The 16,068-nt window shown below is 71.5% G+C and carries 9 protein-coding genes; 1 reads left to right on the top strand and 8 read right to left on the bottom strand.

Annotation, left to right across the window (positions count from 1 at the left end; genetic code table 11):
- Positions 1 to 40 precede the first annotated feature (40 nt).
- Positions 41 to 640, bottom strand: a complete 600-nt coding sequence (locus ACFVJX_RS09025) for a TetR/AcrR family transcriptional regulator (RefSeq protein ID WP_384121993.1) — start codon at positions 638 to 640, stop codon at positions 41 to 43.
- A 195-nt stretch (positions 641 to 835) separates the two neighbouring features.
- On the opposite strand from ACFVJX_RS09025, the gene ACFVJX_RS09020 reads away from it, so the two are divergent.
- Positions 836 to 3,127: a glycoside hydrolase family 3 N-terminal domain-containing protein gene (locus ACFVJX_RS09020; protein WP_384121996.1), complete on the top strand. Its 2,292-nt coding sequence runs from the start codon at positions 836 to 838 to the stop codon at positions 3,125 to 3,127.
- Between the two features lie 73 nt (positions 3,128 to 3,200).
- On the opposite strand, the gene ACFVJX_RS09015 is transcribed toward ACFVJX_RS09020, so the two are convergent.
- The 7 genes from ACFVJX_RS09015 to ACFVJX_RS08985 form a co-directional block, all read right to left on the bottom strand.
- A complete protein-coding gene (locus tag ACFVJX_RS09015; protein WP_384121999.1) occupies positions 3,201 to 6,332 on the bottom strand; it encodes a GH92 family glycosyl hydrolase in 3,132 nt (1,043 codons plus the stop codon).
- A gap of 175 nt (positions 6,333 to 6,507) precedes the next feature.
- A complete protein-coding gene (locus tag ACFVJX_RS09010; RefSeq protein WP_384122002.1) occupies positions 6,508 to 8,163 on the bottom strand; it encodes an MFS transporter in 1,656 nt (551 codons plus the stop codon).
- Positions 8,164 to 8,284: 121 nt separating this feature from the next.
- A complete protein-coding gene (locus tag ACFVJX_RS09005) occupies positions 8,285 to 10,600 on the bottom strand; it encodes an arylsulfatase (protein ID WP_384122005.1) in 2,316 nt (771 codons plus the stop codon).
- A complete protein-coding gene (locus tag ACFVJX_RS09000; protein ID WP_384122008.1) occupies positions 10,597 to 12,414 on the bottom strand; it encodes a sulfatase in 1,818 nt (605 codons plus the stop codon). The genes ACFVJX_RS09005 and ACFVJX_RS09000 overlap by 4 nt, the downstream gene beginning before the upstream one ends.
- Positions 12,411 to 13,232: a formylglycine-generating enzyme family protein gene (locus ACFVJX_RS08995; RefSeq protein ID WP_384122010.1), complete on the bottom strand. Its 822-nt coding sequence runs from the start codon at positions 13,230 to 13,232 to the stop codon at positions 12,411 to 12,413. Before ACFVJX_RS08995 ends, ACFVJX_RS09000 begins: the two co-directional genes overlap by 4 nt.
- A gap of 95 nt (positions 13,233 to 13,327) precedes the next feature.
- Positions 13,328 to 15,184, bottom strand: a complete 1,857-nt coding sequence (locus tag ACFVJX_RS08990) for a dipeptide ABC transporter ATP-binding protein (RefSeq protein WP_384122013.1) — start codon at positions 15,182 to 15,184, stop codon at positions 13,328 to 13,330.
- Complete coding sequence (locus tag ACFVJX_RS08985) at positions 15,181 to 16,068, bottom strand: ABC transporter permease (RefSeq protein WP_384122016.1); 888 nt, start codon at positions 16,066 to 16,068, stop codon at positions 15,181 to 15,183. Before ACFVJX_RS08985 ends, ACFVJX_RS08990 begins: the two co-directional genes overlap by 4 nt.

Here is a 16,068-nt window from a genome sequence, read left to right as displayed (position 1 = left end):
TCCGTGCCGTGCACCGCGGCACGGATGCACGGGCGCCGGCTCAGAGCTCCACGGTCAACTGCGCCTGCACATGCGCGCGCAGCACGCCCGCCATGTCCGTCACGCAGCCGCTGAGGAGCCACTGCGTCTGGAGCCCGTCCATCAGCGCGATCAGCTGCTGCGCCGCTTCGCCGGGCGCGATACCGCCGCGCAGCGCGCCCTCGTCCCGCGCCTCCTCGTACGAGACGGCCGTGGTCAGGACCGAGTTGCGGTAGCGCTCCACGAAGTAGGTGTGGGCCGGGTGGTCGGTGGAGGTGGCCTCGGCGGCGAGTACGGAGAACAGCTCGACGATTCCGCGGCGTTCGGCGTTCAGCGCGGCCAGGTCGACGAGGCGGCGCAGCCGGTCGACGCCCCTCGGACCACCGACGGCGAGCCATTCGCCGTCCACCTCGTCACGGTGTTCCAACACCGCGAGCAGCAGTGACTGCTTCGTCGGGAAGTGGTGGAGCAGACCGGGGTGCGAGATCCCGCAACGGGTGGCGATCATCCGCAGGGAGGCGCCCCGGTAGCCGACCTCGCCGAACATGGCCATGGCCTGGTCGAGGATCTCCACGCGTTTGGCCCGGCCCTTCGCGTAGCCGCGCCGCGTATCGCCGGTCACGTCCCACCCTTCCCGGCCGTTCCGGACGGCACCACTGAGTACGGTCGCATACTCACATACTTACCACCCGGTCGGGATTCGGCGTACGGTGGGTGCGTGCGGCCGAGTTGAGCCGTGCCATGTCGCCGGCCGGTCCCTCGGCCATCCGGGTATCCGCCCGATGAGAACGTCACCGACGTTGTGAAAGGAACTCCTGTGGGCTCCTCACCGCCCTATCTCGACCCCGAGCTGTCCGTCCCCGAGCGCGTCGCCGACCTGGTCGGCCGGATGACGCTGCCCGAGAAGATCGGCCAGATGCTCCAGCTGAACGCGAAGGACGGGGTCCGGCGCCACATCGAGGACATGCACGCGGGCTCGATCCTGCACGCCTCCCCCGAACGCGTACTGGAAGCTGCCGCACTCACCGAGCGGACCAGGCTGCGGATCCCGTTGCTCGTCGCGGAGGACTGCATCCACGGGCACTCGTTCTGGGAGGGGGCCACGATCTACCCCACCCAGCTCGGCCTGGCCGCCACGTGGGACCCGGAGCTGCTGGAGCGGGTCGCGCGGGCGACGGCCGTGGAGGTCGCGGCAACCGGTGTCCACTGGACGTTCTCCCCGGTCCTGTGCATCACCCGCGACCTGCGCTGGGGCCGGGTGAGCGAGACGTTCGGTGAGGATCCCTTCCTCATCGGCGAGCTCGCCTCGGCGATGGTGCGCGGTTACCAGGGGGACGGCCTCGACGACCCGACGGCGATCCTGGCCTGCGCCAAGCACTTCGCCGGCTACTCCGAGACGCAGGGCGGCCGGGACGCCAGCGAGGCGGACATCTCGCGCCGCAAGCTGCGTTCGTGGTTCCTGCCTCCGTTCGAGCGGGTCGCCCGAGAGGGCTGCCGGACGTTCATGCTCGGCTACCAGTCCATGGACGGGGTCCCGGTCACCGTCAACAACTGGCTCCTGAACGAGGTGCTGCGCGGCGAGTGGGGCTACACCGGGACGCTGGTGACCGACTGGGACAACGTCGGCCGCATGGTGTGGGAGCAGCGGGTCTACGCCGACCACGCGAAGGCCGCGGCCGCCGCGGTCCGGGCGGGCAACGACATGGTGATGACCACGCCGGACTTCTTCGACGGTGCGCAGGAGGCGGTCGCCGGGGGCACGCTCGACGAGGCGGAGGTCGACGCGGCGGTCCGCCGCATCCTGACGCTCAAGTTCGAGCTGGGCCTGTTCGAGAATCCGCGCCATCCGGACCGCGAGCGGCAGGCCGCGGTCATCGGCAGTGCCGCGCACGCCGGGGTGAACCTCGAAGCGGCCCGCCGCTCGCTGGTGCTCCTCGCCAACGACGGCACCCTGCCGCTGGACGGCGGCCTCCGGGCCGGTGCGGACGGACGTGCCCTCGCGGCGGAAGGCGCCGCACCGCGCACCGTCGCCGTCATCGGTCCCAACGCCGACGACGCGCAGACCCAGCTCGGCGACTGGGCGGGCTCGTCGGGGCAGGCGGACTGGCTGCCGGACGGTCAGCCGCGCGACATGATCCGCACCGTGCTGGACGGGTTCCGGGAGCACGTGCCGCAGGGGTGGACCGTCACCCACGCACGCGGCGCCGACATCCTCACCGTGGGCCCCGACCCCGAGGGCGCCTTCTTCCCCGACGGACAGCCCCGGCCGGAGATCGTCGTCCCGGCGGAGCCGTCCGATGCCCTGATCGCCGAGGCCGTCGCCGCGGCGCGGGCCGCCGACCACGTGGTCGCGGTCGTGGGTGACCGTATCGAGCTCGTGGGTGAGGGGTGTTCGACGGCGACCCTGGAGCTGATCGGCGGTCAGATCGCGCTGCTCGACGCGCTCGCCGCGACGGGCAAGCCGTTCGTGGTGGTCGTCATCAGTTCCAAGCCGCTCGTCCTGCCGCCATCGGCGCACCGCGCGGCGGCGATCGTGCACGCCTTCAACCCGGGCATGCTCGGCGGCCGGGCCGTCGCCGAACTGGCTCTGGGCCTCATCGAACCGTCAGGCCGGCTTCCGGTCTCCTTCGCCCGCCACTCGGGGCAGCAGCCGACGTACTACAACCAGGTGCGCGGCCAGCACGGCTCGCGCTACGCCGATCTGACACAGAGTCCGGCGTTCGTGTTCGGCGAGGGGCTCAGCTACACGAGCGTCGCGTACACGGACCTGGAGGTGCTCACCGACGTGCTCGGCGCGGGTGACACCCTGCGGGCGCGCGTCCTCGTCCGCAACACGGGTGACCGGTCGGTGCGCGAGACCGTGCAGGCGTACGTGAGCGACAGCGTCACATCGGTGACGTGGGCCGAGAAGGAACTCAAGGCCTACCGCCAGGTGACGCTCGGACCCGGCGAGTCGCGCGAGGTCGCCATCGAGCTGCCCGTAGCGGACTGCAGCCTGGTGGACGCCGCCGGCAACCGGGTCGTCGAGCCGGGCGCGTTCGAGCTGCTCGTCGGCCCGTCCTCGCGCGACGACGTCCTGTTGCGCGCGGGCTTCACCGTCAAGGACTGAGCCCCGCGGCCGGCGGGCACCCGGTGAGGAAACGGGCGCCCGCCGGCTCAGGGCCTCTCGGAACCGGCCGCCGTCAGCCGCCGAGACCGACGGCGAAGACGTGCAGGTCCGGATCGTCAGGCAGCGTCACGCTCTTGATGTGTCTGCCCTCGGGTACGTCGAACGGGGTGGTGGCGAAGACGTACGCCGCAGGACCGCTGCCGCCGGACTGGTTGCGGTGGTCCGCCCGGGCGACGAGCGTGTTGCCGAGGACCGGTTCCGTGCCGCCGCCGGGCAGGGTCCAGTCCCCGAAGGACAGGTCCGCCTCGGCCGTGCTCCCGTCGGTGAAGGTCACCGTGGCGCTGCCCTTGTGATCGCCGTCGGTGGCCGAGCCCACGAAGAGCAGCCGCCCGGCGTCCCCGCCCGGCGCGCCCAGACCGATCGTCCGGCCGTCCGCGCTCAGATTGTCCGGCCTGCCCTGCGGTGCGGCCGGCCAGGTGAACGTGGTGCCGGACACCTCCGTGCGGGCACCGCTGGACAGCCCGGCCTCGGCCAGCGCCTGCCGTGAGTAGCTGTTGCCGTCACCGTCGAAGTCGCCCTGCCCGTGATCGGAGTCGTCGGAGCGGCCGGTGTTGTCGTAGGCGGCCGAGAGGCTGTCCTGCGGTGCCACCAGAACGGTGACGGACAGCCGTACGGGGGCGGCGGTACCACTCCCCCGTACCGTCAGCGGTACTTCGTAGTAGCCCTCCGCCGTCTTCGGTCCGGCCGTGACGGTGAGCGCGGCGCTGCCGGAGCCTGCCGTGCCGAGCTTCATCGTTGTCTTCCGGGCGCTGACCGTGAGCCCCTCGGGCGGGTCGGCGGTGACCGTCAGGGTCCGGTCGTGTCCGGCCAGACGCTGCCCGGCGATCTCGATTTCCGCACCCTCGCCCCCGGGTTCGGCCGTGGACTGGTTGGGCGTCGCGTTGGCCAGGAAGGGGCGTTCACCCGTGCGGTACGAGGGGGGTGCCGCCTTGGCGGAGGTCGCCCAGTGGGTGTCCGGGGTGGCGGCCAGCGCGAAGTCGAGCCGTCCGCCGTCCCGGACCGTCGACTGCGGCAGGTAGGTGCGCTCCCAGTCGCGTCCGTCGAGCTTCAGACCGTGTACGTACGGGGTGCCGGCCGATGCCTCGGGGGCCCGGATGTCGAGATCGGCGCCGCGGCCCGGCAGGTCGAGCACCGCTCGTTCGAACAGCGGGCTGTGCACGGTGAGGTCGGACGTACCCGGTGTCGAGGGGTAGAGGCCCAGCGCGGCCCACACGTACCACGAGGACTGTGCCCCGAGGTCGTCGTTGCCCGGCTCGCCGTCGGGTGTCGGGCTGAACAGGGTCGTGGCGATGTCCCGTACCGTCTTCTGCGTCTTCCACGGCGTACCGAGGTGGTTGTAGACCCACGGGGCCCCGAAGTCGACCTCGTTGCCGGCCCACATGTAGGGCACGTTGGCTCCCGCGTTGAGCTCGGTGAAGAAGGTGTCGAGCCGTGCGGAGGCGACGTCGGGGCCGCCCATGCCCTCGATGAGTCCGGCGGTGTTCTGCGGTACGAGCCAGTTGTACTGCGCCGCGTTGCCCTCGTCGAACCCGTCCTGGCCGAACTTGCCTTCCGGCGGCGGCTGGAAGCCGGGGCCGTCGGGGAAGCGGCCGTCCTCACCGCGAGGCTGCAGGTAACCGGTCGCGGGGTTGAGGATGTTCTGCCAGTTCTGGCCGCGCCGGGTGAAGGTGCGCTCGGTCGCGGTGTCCTTCGCGGCGTGGGCGAGCCGGGCGATGGCGAAGTCGTCGATCGCCCATTCCAGGGTGACCGAGCCGCCGACGCGCTGGTGGTCGCCGCGTGAGGCGTCGTTGTTCGGTGCGTAACCCCGTTCGACGTAGTTGGCGATGTCCGGCCGCTCCTGGTAGGCGCCGGGTGTGCCGTCCACCGTCGTCGCGCCCTTGACCAGATACTTCAGCGCCGTCTTGAGGTCGAAGTCGCGGGCGCCGAACGCGTAGAGGTTGGCGATGAGAGCCACCGAGTTGTCGCCGGTCATCTGGCCCGTGTAGCCGTTGGCCACCGGCCAGCGCGGCCACCAGCCGCCCTGGACCGCGTCGTTGACCAGTGACTGGGCCATGTCGCTCGCCTCGTCGGGCCAGAGCATGGCCTGGAGCGGGGCGAGCGAGCGGTAGGTGTCCCAGTCGGAGAAGTTGGCGTACTGGGTACGCCCCTCGGGCAGGGTCCGCACCTTGTCGTCGAAGCCGATGTAGCGGCCGTCGGCGTCGTTGAAGGTGTTCGGGTGCATCAGCGAGTGGTAGAGCGAGGTGTAGAACGTCTTCAGCTCGTCGGCGTCCCTGCCGGCGACGCGCACCTTGCGCAGGGCCTCGTTCCAGGCGTCGCGGGTCTGCTCGCGCAGGTCCGCGAGGCTCCAGCCGGGCACCTCGGCGGCCATGTTGGCCCGGGCGCCGGCCACGGAGACGTAGCTCATGGAGACCTTGGCCCGCACGGTGCGCGTCCCGTCCGTCCCGAACGTCAGATAGGCCCCGGCCTTGGGCGCGTCCACGGTGTCGCTGTCCTTCGTGACGGTCTCGCCGTCCCAGGTTCCGTGCGCGGTGAAGGGGCGGTCGAAGGTGATCGCGTAGTGGAGCGTGTACTCGTTGCCCTTGCCGCAGAAGTTGCCCGTGGTGGCGGACCCGGTGACCTCCCGGTCGCCGACGATCCGCATGTCCGCCTTCTTGTCGCCGGCCAGGCTGCCGCCGCCCTTGACCAGGACCTGTGCCGCGTCGGCTCCTTCGGGGAAGGTGAAGGCCGCCAGGCCGGTACGCGTCGTCGCGGTCAGCTCGGCCCGGACCTTCGAGTCGTCGAGCGTCACCGCGTAGTAGCCCGGCGCCGCCTCCTCACCGGTGTGCGAGAAGTGCTCGCTGCGGTCCCAGGGCGCCTCGCCGACGTCCCCGGTCACCGGGAGGATCGGTACATCGCCGAAGGCCGTGCAGCCCACCGAGGCGTGGTCGAGGCTGAAGCCCCGGATCTGATCGCTGTGGTACTGGTACCCCGCGTACGAGCCGGGCGTGTCGGGCGAGAACTGCATCATGCCGAACGGGGCGGCGGGGCCGGGGAAGTTGTTGATCTCCCCCACGGTCGATCCGCCGCGTCCGGTCCCGATCAAGGGGTCGACGTGGTCGGCGGGGTCCTCGACCAGGTGCGCGGCGCCCCCCGAAGCGCTTGACAACGTTGTCAGAGTGCCGGCGACCGCGGCTGGTTGCACGGCTGCGAGGAGCAGCGCCGCCGCGGCGGCGGTCACCGCGCTCCTGGATTTCCAACGTCTCACGTACGCCTCCGGTGTGGTGCGGCTCAAACCCACCACACACTCGGCGACATGGCCGTGTTCCGTCAAGAGCCGGGTGTCATGTCCCCGGGCCCGGTCTGCCGTCGTCGCCCGGTGGCGGCCGGCGGTGCACCGGCTCCGCCACAGCCCCGCCGGCCGCTTCCCCCGGGGATTCACCGGCCCCCGCCCCCGCGCCGGGCATCATGCCGCCGCCCCGCAGCCGCTCGATGTCCGAGGCGCGCACCCGGACGACGATCAGCGCGATCAGCGCCGCCACCACCGCGAACACGACGGAGACGATGAAGGAGGTGGAGACGCCCGAGGCCAGCACCTGGTCGCCCCAGCGCCCGGGAAGCTGGCCGGTCCTGCGGAACTGTGCCAGCTCGGCCGGGGTCGCGTGCGCCAGGAAGTTCGGCACCTGGTGGGTGGCCTCGTTGCGGCTGGCAGTCCCGAAGACCGTGACGAGGATGGACAGCCCGAGCGAACCACCCACCTGTTGCGTGGTGTTGAGGATTCCGGAGGCCGCCCCCGCGTCCCTCGACTCCACATCGGACACGGCCATCAGGGTCAGCGACACGAACTGGAGCCCCATGCCGAGCCCGAACACCAGCACCGGCCCGAGCAGGCTGCCCAGGTACGTGCTGTCGGCGTCGGCCTGCGTGAGCCAGCCGAGGCCCGATGCGCACAGCAGGGCGCCCGTCACCATGAAGGGTTTCGGCCCCCATTTGGGCAGCAGCTGGGACGTGATCCCCGCGCCGACGGCGACGATGGCACTGATCGGCAGGAAGGCGAGTCCCGCCCGGAGCGGGCTGAAGCCCAGGATGTTCTGCACGAAGAGGGTCAGGAAGAAGAACATCCCGAACATCGCCGCGGCCAGGCACAGCATCATGCCGTACGCGCCCGAGCGGTTGCGGTCGCGGAACATCCGCAGAGGTGTGATGGGCTGCCTGGACCGGCTCTCGATGACGATGAACAGGGCGAGCAGTACGACCGCCGCGGCGAACGCGCCCAGAGTGAGGCTGTTGGTCCAGCCCTCCTCGGACGCACGGATGAAGCCGTAGACCAGCAGGACCATGCCCAGCGTGGCCGTCAGCGCGCCCACGACGTCGAAGTGGCCCGGATGGCGTTCGGACTCCCGGATGTACCGGGGGGTGGCGAGCGCGATCAGCAGGGCGATGGGGACGTTCACGAAGAAGATCCACCGCCAGTCGAGCCACTCCACCAGCAGACCGCCCGCCAGCAGACCGATCGCGCTGCCGCCGGCGGAGACCGCCGCGAACACGCCGAACGCCCTGTTGCGTTCGGGCCCCTCGCGGAAGGTCGTGGTGATCAGCGACAGGGCGGTCGGTGAGGCGATGGCTCCGCCGACGCCCTGCAGCGAGCGGGCTGCCAGCAGCTGCCAGGACTCCTGGGCGAGACCACCGAGCAGGGAGGCGAAGGCGAAGAGCAGGACACCGAAGACGAAGACTCTGCGCCTGCCCAGGATGTCGCCCAGCCGCCCGCCCAGCAGGAGCAGCCCGCCGAAGGTCAGCGTGTAGGCGTTGACCACCCAGGACAGGTTCTCGGTGGAGAAGCCCAGGGCGGTCTGGATGTGCGGAAGCGCGATGTTCACGATGGTGATGTCGAGCACCACCATCAACTGGCAGGAGGCGATGACGAGTAGGGCGATCCGGCTGCCGTGTGCCCGCTCCGGGGAATCGGCAGCCTGCCGGGGTGTCGCGTGGGAGTCCGTCATGGGATCGCTTGCAACTCGAGCCGTGAGTGAACGCAGCCGTTCACTCCCACGACGTTAGTCCTGCCCGCCGCTCCTCGCCAATCGTGCCGGGAGGCCGTGGGCGGGCAGGTCCGCCGCCGTCCTATTCGAAGGCCGCGGCAGCTGCCTTCAGTGCCTCGGCGACCGCCTCCGGGGAGTCGGGCCCCGGCACCCCCGGGCGGTAGGTCACCGACCGCAGCCGGCCGCGGAAGCGGAAGGACCGGTGGCGCTCGAAGAGCGGCCACGAGACGGGCGACTTCCGGTCGACACCGACGCTGATGCCCTGGAAGGGCGCCATCCCGATGAGCTGGTGGACGCTTCCTGGAGTGGCCCGCACCTCGCCGTCGACACTCACCGTGAAACTCCAGCGCAGCCCCTTCCCGGCCTCGGCCGCGATCACCACGACGTGCCCCCCCGGCGTAAGGGGGCCGGCGTCGGTCTCGTGGAGCACGCCGTACTCGTTGTACGCGAGCCGGAGCCGGCCGTCCTCGATGTACACGCTGTAGCCGCCGCCCTGGTCGCCGTGGGAGACCAGGACCCCTTCGCCCGGCTCGTCGACGGCCACGACGATCTCGAAGGAGCGCAGCGCCACCAGCCGTGAGGAGCGGTAGCGCTCCAGTTCCGGTGTGCCGGGCAGCAGGGTCAGCGGACGCACGAGCCGTTCCTCTGCCGGGTTGCGGCGGGCCAGTGCCCCGCTGCCGTCGGGCAGTGGGAAGACTCCGTTGCGCCAGGCGGCCTGCTCCCAGGCCTGCGACAGCTCCTTGACGAGGCCGGGGCGCTCGGCGGCCAGGTCGTGGATTTCGGTCGGGTCGGTCCTGATGTCGTACAGCGCCCACTCGGAGTCGTCGTAGGGCGTGCCGGGCCGGTGCAGGGTGACCAGTTTGTGGCCGTCCCGGTAGTAGCTGCGGTTGCCGGTCATCTCGCAGTACTGCCCGGAGTGGGTGGAGCGGTGTTCCGCGTCGGCGAGCACGGGGGTGAAGCTGACACCGTCCGGCTCCTGGAGGGTGACGCCGCGCCGCTCGGCCGGCCGCTCCAGACCGGCCAGCCCCAGCAGGGTGGGGGCGATGTCGGTGACGTACTGGTACTGCGTACGCAGGCCGGGGTCGAGTCGGCCCTCGCGGGCCCCCTTCGGCCACGACAGGACGAAGGGAACGCGTGCCCCGCCCGCGTAGGTGTGCCCCTTGTAGAGGCGGAAGGGGGTGTTGGAGGCCATGCCCCAACCCCGCGGGTAGTGCACCAGACTGCGCGGGCCGCCGATGAGCTCCGGGTCGCGGTCGACGTCGGGGGTCCAGTCGCCGGGGAGGGCGGGGTGGTGGACGAAGCGGCTGAAGTAGGAGCGGGTGCCCTCGGCGCCGCCCTCACCCGTGCCGCCGTTGTCGGAGGTGAAGACGATGATGGTGTTGTCCAGCTCGCCGAGTGCGTCGAGCGTCTCGGTGAGCCGCCCCAGGTTCTGGTCGATGTTGTCGACGAGCGCCGCGTACACCTCCATGTAGCGGGCGTAGAGCTTCTGCTGCTCCTCGGTGAGGCTCGCCCAGGCGGGTACGTCGAGTCCGGCTTCGCTGTTGCGGTCGGGGAGCTCGGTGCCCGGCGGGAAGAGGCCGTCGGCCAGCTGGGCGGCGAAGCGCCGTTCGCGCAGAACGTCCCAGCCCTCGTCGTAGCGGCCCCGGTGGCGGGCGATGTCCCGCGCCTTGGCCTGGAGCGGGCCGTGGACCGCGTTGTGTCCCAGGTAGAGGAAGAAGGGCTTGTCCGGGTCGTGGGCGCGGAGCGACTTCACCATGGAGATGGCCTGGTCGGTGATGTCGTCGGTGTAGTAGTAGTCGTCGGGGAACTCGTCGATGTCCAGCGGGCTGTTGTCGCGGACCAGCTGGTGCGGGTGGAAGAGGCTGGTCAGGCCTTCCAGGACGCCGTAGTACTGGTCGAAGCCCTTGCTCAGCGGCCAGTTGCCGCGGTCGTCGGCGGCGTTGGAGGCCGAGTCGCGGACCAGGTGCCATTTGCCGACGGCGTAGGTGGCGTACCCGGAGTCGTGGAGGAGTTCGGCGAGGGTCGGGATGTCGTCGGCAATCTCCATGCCGTAGCCGGGGAAGCCGGGGTCGGAGTTGGCGACCATGGCGTAGCCGACGCGGTGCGGGTTGAGGCCGGTGAGCAGGGCGGCACGGGCCGGTGAACAGAGCGGCATGGTGTGGTAGTTGGAGAGCCGTACGCCCTCCTCGGCCAGCGCGCTGAGGTTCGGGGTGGCGATCTCGGAGCCGAACGGGCCGATGTCGCTGTAGCCCATGTCGTCGACGAGGACGACGACGATGTTCGGGGCGCCGCGGCCCGGTGAGCCGTGCGGGGGCCAGGCCGGCTCGGATTCGGCGAAGGTCCGGCCGATCGTGCCGGGGAAGCCTTCGTAGGGGTCGCGTCGGGTGCTGGTGGTCATCGGCTCCGGGCTCCGTCGTCGGTCGTCGGGGTGAGCGGGAAGAGGCGGGCCAGTTCGTCGGCGAGGGCGGTGAGCTGGTCGCGCCCGGGGTGTCCGGCGAAGGCGGCGATCTGGAGGAGGGTGCCGGCGCCGCGCACGGTCAGCAGTTCGGTGTCGAGCAGACCGGGGACGATGCGCCGGATCGCCTCGGTGGCGGCGGGTTCGGCCAGCAGCTGCGCAAGCGGCGTACGGAGGTTGAGGGCCCCTTCGGTGAACTCGTCCGAGCGGGCGGCGGGTTCACGGGCCTTCTCGGCCCGTTCCCGCTGGGCGGCGACCAGCAGATGGGGCTCGCCGACCTCGCCGGGATCGCGCGGTACACCGAGCCGTTCGTACTGGTCGGCGGGTGCCTCACTCGCCCCGAGCTGCTCGACCAGCAGCCGGATCATGCGCAGTTCGACGGCGTCGTCGACGAACGGCCTCTCCTGGCGCGGGTCGGTTTCCAGGTCGAAGAGCAGCGTGCCGAAGCGTTGCGGTCCGAGGAGCGGTGAGGGGTTTGCGGCGATCCTGAGGGTACGTACCCCCTTGGTGAAGGAGAACGGTTCGGTCAGGGTCATGCCGGAGAGTTCGTCGGGGGTGTAGCGGCCGCGCATATGGGTGGGCATCAGGGTGTGCTCGTACAGCGGGCGGTTGCGGTCGTCGTGACATGAGCGCATGTAGACGTACCGTCCGTCGGTGACGTTCACATGGCCGCCGAACATTCCGAAGAGCGCTGATTCGCGCGGCTGTTGGGCGTCGAGCGCCTCCCGCAGCGGTCGGCCCCGCATGTCGGGGGCGCGGTCGGCTCCGAAGAAGTCGAGGAGTGTCGGCGCGAGATCGATCGTCTGGACGAGCGCGTCGTCACGGCTGCCGGCCCGGTCCGGGCGCCGCGGATCGTGCACGAAGAGCGGGGTGTGGACGAGTTCGTTGTACCAGGGGGTGACGACCTTCGCCCACCAGCCCTTCTCCCCCAGCAGGTAGCCGTGGTCGGTGCAGACGATGAGCATGGTGTCGTCCCACAGGCCGTGGGCGTCCATCGCGTCGAGGACGCGGCCCAGCGAGTGGTCGCACATGGAGAGCAGTGCCGCGTACTCGTAACGGGCGTGCGTCTCCTGGTCCTTCGTCTCGGTGACCCGGTTGTAGTCGGGCCAGTCGAAGTGCGGCCCGTCGTAGTCGTGCGGGTAGAGGTCCATGTAGTGGTCCTGGGTGAAGAAGGGTTCGTGCGGGTCGAAGGTCTCGATCTGGACGAACCAGTCGTCCTCGGCATGGTTGGTCCGCAGGAATTCGAGCCCCGCGTCGAAGGTGAGGGTCTGGGGCTGCTTCGCCTCGGTGTCCAGGTGCTGACGGTTGACCCAGTCCTGCCGCCACACGTCGTTGCGGGTGGTGCGCAGGTCGTCGGGGGGCCGCGGGTCGGCGACCTGCCCCTTCCAGGGGTCGCCCTCCTGGCCCCGGAAGAACTCCCAGGAGTTGTAGCGGCCGTGGTAGGTGGCGCCACCGTCCTCCCAGTAGTGCTGGTGGTCGCTGACGAGGTGGGTGTAGACGCCGTGCCGCTTGAGGAGCTCGGGCATCGAGTCGTCGAACGGCTCCAGCGGCCCCCAGCCCCGGTGCAGGAAGTTGTGGCGCCCGGTGTGCAGTTCGCGGCGGGCCGGCATGCACGGCATGGAGCCCGCGTAACACTTGTCGTAGGTGACCGTGCGCTCGGCGAGACGGCGGAAGTTGGGGGCGTGGGTCCAGTCGGCGCCGTAGGGCGGCAGCAGATGCCGGTTGAGGCTGTCGAACATCACCATGACGGCCTTCACGGGCGGGCACGTCCTTCCGTGGCGGGGAGGTCACGGGCGCAGCGGAAGCCGCCGTGGCCGGTCGAGGAGTCGGGGGTGTTGTGGGAGCGCGCGGCGACGCGGTAGCGGTTGCAGTACGAGGAGTGGCACAGGTAGGAGCCGCCCCGGATGACGCGCTCGCCCGCGCCGAAGGCGTCGGCGCACCACTCCCAGACGTTGCCGGAGGTGTTGTACAGGCCGTGGCCGTTGGGTTCGTACGTGGTGACGGGGACCGTGCCCGTGCGGCCGCCGGGCCGGTCCGAGCGGTGCGGGAAGCTGCCGCGCCAGGTGTTGCACATCTCGCGTCCGCCGGGGGCGAGTTCGTCGCCCCACGGGTAGCGGGCGCCGTTGCGTCCGCCCCGGGCGGCGTACTCCCATTCGGCTTCGGTCGGCAGCCGGAGTCCGGCCCAGTCGCAGTAGGCGCGGGCGTCGTCGTGGGAGATGTGCACGACGGGGTGGTCGGCCCGGTCCTCGATCCCCGGGCCGGGGCCCTCGGGCGCCCTCCAGTACGCTCCCTCGACGCCGAGCCACCAGGGTGCGCCCGGTACCCGGCCGATGACGTGGCGCGCGGCGGCCGGCGCCACGAGCAGATGGAAGACGTAGGAGCTGCCGTACCGTTCCGCGTCGGTGCGGTAGCCGGTGGCGTCGGCGAAGACGGCCCAGTCGGCGTTGCTGACGGCGGTGGTGTCGATGGCGAACGGGGCCACGGCGACCTCGCGCACCGGCCCCTCCCGGTCGGTGGGGTATCCCTCGCCGAAGGCGTCGCCCATCCGGAAGACGCCTCCGGGAAGTTCGGCCATCGCCCGGTGTGCGAGGGCGGGCGGCCGGGCCGTGCGGCGTACCACCGGGAGAGGGAGTACGCCCGTACAGGGACGGCCGGGTGTGCAGCAGGCGCTCACGCGAGCGCTCCCGTCTTCTCGGTGTGTGCGGCCCGGACCGCCGGGGGTACGGGTTCGGGCGCCGCCGCCAGCAGGGCGCGGGTGTACGCCTCCCGGGGGTGCTCGCAGACCTCGTCGGCGCTGCCGCTCTCCACGATCCGGCCCTGGTGCATGACGGCGATCCGATGGCTGACCTGTCGGACGACGGCGAGGTCGTGGGCGATGAAGACCAGGGCGAGACCGAGATCGCGCTGGAGGTCGGTGAGCAGGCCGACGATCTGCGCCTGGACTGAGACGTCGAGTGCGGAGACGGGTTCGTCGCAGATGAGGACGGTGGGTTCGGGGGCGAGCGCGCGGGCGATGCCGATACGCTGACGCTGGCCGCCGGAGAAGGAGCGCGGGTGCCGGTCGGCGACGGCCGGGTCGAGGCCCGCCAGCTCCAGGAGTTCCGCCACGCGCGACTCGCGTGCGTCACGGTCACCGAGGCCGAACGCGATGAGGGGTTCGGCAACGATCTCGCCCACCGTCATCCGGGGGTTGAGCGAGGCGTAGGGGTCCTGGAACACCATCTGGACCTGGCGGCGCACCGCGTGCAGCTCGCGGCGGGACGGCCGGGTGACGTCCTCGCCGCGCAGCCGCATGGTGCCGCCGTCCGAGGTGTGGGCGTGGGCCAGCACCCTGGCGAGGGTGGACTTGCCGGAGCCGGACTCGCCGACGATGCCCAGCGTCTCCCCCTCCGCGAGGGTCAGCGACACCCCGTCGAGCGCGGTGAAGCCGCGTCGCCGGGCCCCGCGTTTCCTGTAGGTCTTGCGCAGGCCGTCGGCCTCCAGGACGACCGCGCCGGGCGTGGGCCGGTCGATGCGGGCCGGTGCGGCGGGCGCGGGCAGCGGCTCGGTGCGCCCGGCGGCGGGCAGGCAGGCGGCCCGCACCCCGTTCGGCAGCTGCGTCAGCGGCGGTGTTCCGGTGCGGCAGCGGTCCTCGACGAGCGTGCAGCGGTCGGCGAAGGCGCAGCCGTCCCCGAGCAGGGTGAGGTCGGGCGGGCTGCCGGGGATGCCGGTGAGCCGGGTGCCGGACGGGGCGGAGAGACGCGGTACGGCCGCGAGGAGGCCCGCCGTGTACGGGTGGCTGGGGCGGGTGAGCACCTGGGCGGTGGGTCCGTCCTCGACGACGGTGCCGCCGTACATGACCAGCACGCGTTCGCAGGAGCGGGCGACGACGCCCATGTTGTGCGTGATGAGGACGAGGGCGGTGCCGGTTTCGCGGTTGAGGTCGGCCAGCAGAGTGAGGATCTGGTCCTGGACGGTGGCGTCGAGTGCGGTGGTCGGTTCGTCGGCCAGCAGGATGTCGGGCTCGCCGGCCAGCGCCATCGCGATGAGGATGCGCTGGCGCTGGCCGCCGGAGAACTGGTGCGGGTGGTCGTCCGCGCGGCGGTGCGGCTCCGGGATGCCGACCCGGTCCAGGAGTTCGACGGTGCGGGTCCGGCGGGCCGCCCTGTCGCGGTTGCCGTGGGCGCGGAGCACCTCGTCGATGTGCTTGCCTGCCGTGAGCACGGGGTTGAGGGCGGTCATCGGGTCCTGGAAGATCATGCCGATGCGGGCGCCGCGCACCGCGCGCAGCTCCGCCTCGCCGGCGGCGGCCAGGTCCCGGCCGTCCAGGCGGACGGTCCCGGTGGTGATGCGTCCGGTGCCGGGCAGCATCCGGGTCAGGGCGAGCGCGGTGGTGGACTTGCCGGAGCCCGACTCGCCGACGACGGCCAGCGTCTCGCCCCGGTTCAGGGTGAACGAGACGCCTCGGACGGCGTGCAGCGCCGATCCGTCGGGGGCGGTGAACTCGACGCCGAGGTCGCGGACCTGCAGCAGCTCCTGGGAAGTCATCGGCGTATCTCCCGGTTGAGCGCCTCGGAGATGAGGGAGAGTCCGAGGACGAGCGCGGTCACGGTGATCAGGGGGCCCGCGGCGAAGTTCGGCGCCTGGGCGAGATAGGGCATGGACTGGCTCAGTACGGCTCCGAGCGTGGGCTCCGGCGGCCGTACGCCCACTCCGAGGAAGCTCATCGCACCCTCGATGAAGACGGCGACGCTCAGTGAGACGGCGATCTGCACGACGAGCGGGTCGGCGGCGTTGGGCAGGATGTGCCGGACCAGTACCCGGCGGCCCGAACTGCCGCCGACCCGGGCGGCGGTCACGTACTCCCGTTCCCGCTCGACGAGGATCCCGCCGCGCAGCAGCCGCCCGAACGCGGGGATCTCGGCGAGCGCGATGACCAGGACGACGGGGATGCGGCCGGGGCCGAGTATCGCCGTGACCGCGAGCGCCAGGATCAGGCCGGGGAAGGCGAGGAGCAGGTCGAAGATCCGCTGGACGACGGTGTCGGCCACCGGGTGCGCGGCGGCGACGAGCCCGAACAGGCAGCCGAGCGCGGCGCCGATGGGGACGGCGAGCGAGATGATGCCGAGGTCGGCGCGGATGCCGTACAGGAGCCGGCTGAGCAGGTCCCGGCCGAGGTCGTCGGTGCCGAGCGGGTGCCCGGGGGTGCCGAGGGCGGCGAGACTCCGGCCGCTCTGGTCGGTGGGCCCGTGCCCGGCGAGCACGGGTGCGAGGAGTCCGGCCAGGATGACGGCGCCGACGAGGACGAGCCCGGTGCGGGCGCGTGCGGTGGACAGGGCGCTGCGGTAGGGGTGGCGGGCGCGGGTCCGGTTCCGCGCCTTCGGGGCGGTGGATGGCGGGCCGGCGGTGAGGAGGTCGGCGGTCGAGGTCAT

The organism is Streptomyces sp. NPDC127177, from assembly GCF_042672475.1.
GTDB lineage: Bacteria > Actinomycetota > Actinomycetes > Streptomycetales > Streptomycetaceae > Streptomyces.
Note: the sequence above shows the minus strand (reverse complement) of the source record. Positions and strands in the feature narration are given on the sequence as shown.

Coding starts and splice junctions, on each gene's coding strand:
- ACFVJX_RS09010 (WP_384122002.1), bottom strand. CDS start 8,163: ATGACGGACTCCCACGCGACACCCCGGCAGGCTGCCGATTCCCCGGAG.
- ACFVJX_RS09005 (WP_384122005.1), bottom strand. CDS start 10,600: ATGACCACCAGCACCCGACGCGACCCCTACGAAGGCTTCCCCGGCACG.
- ACFVJX_RS08995 (WP_384122010.1), bottom strand. CDS start 13,232: ATGGCCGAACTTCCCGGAGGCGTCTTCCGGATGGGCGACGCCTTCGGC.
- ACFVJX_RS08990 (WP_384122013.1), bottom strand. CDS start 15,184: ATGACTTCCCAGGAGCTGCTGCAGGTCCGCGACCTCGGCGTCGAGTTC.
- ACFVJX_RS08985 (WP_384122016.1), bottom strand. CDS start 16,068: ATGACCTCGACCGCCGACCTCCTCACCGCCGGCCCGCCATCCACCGCC.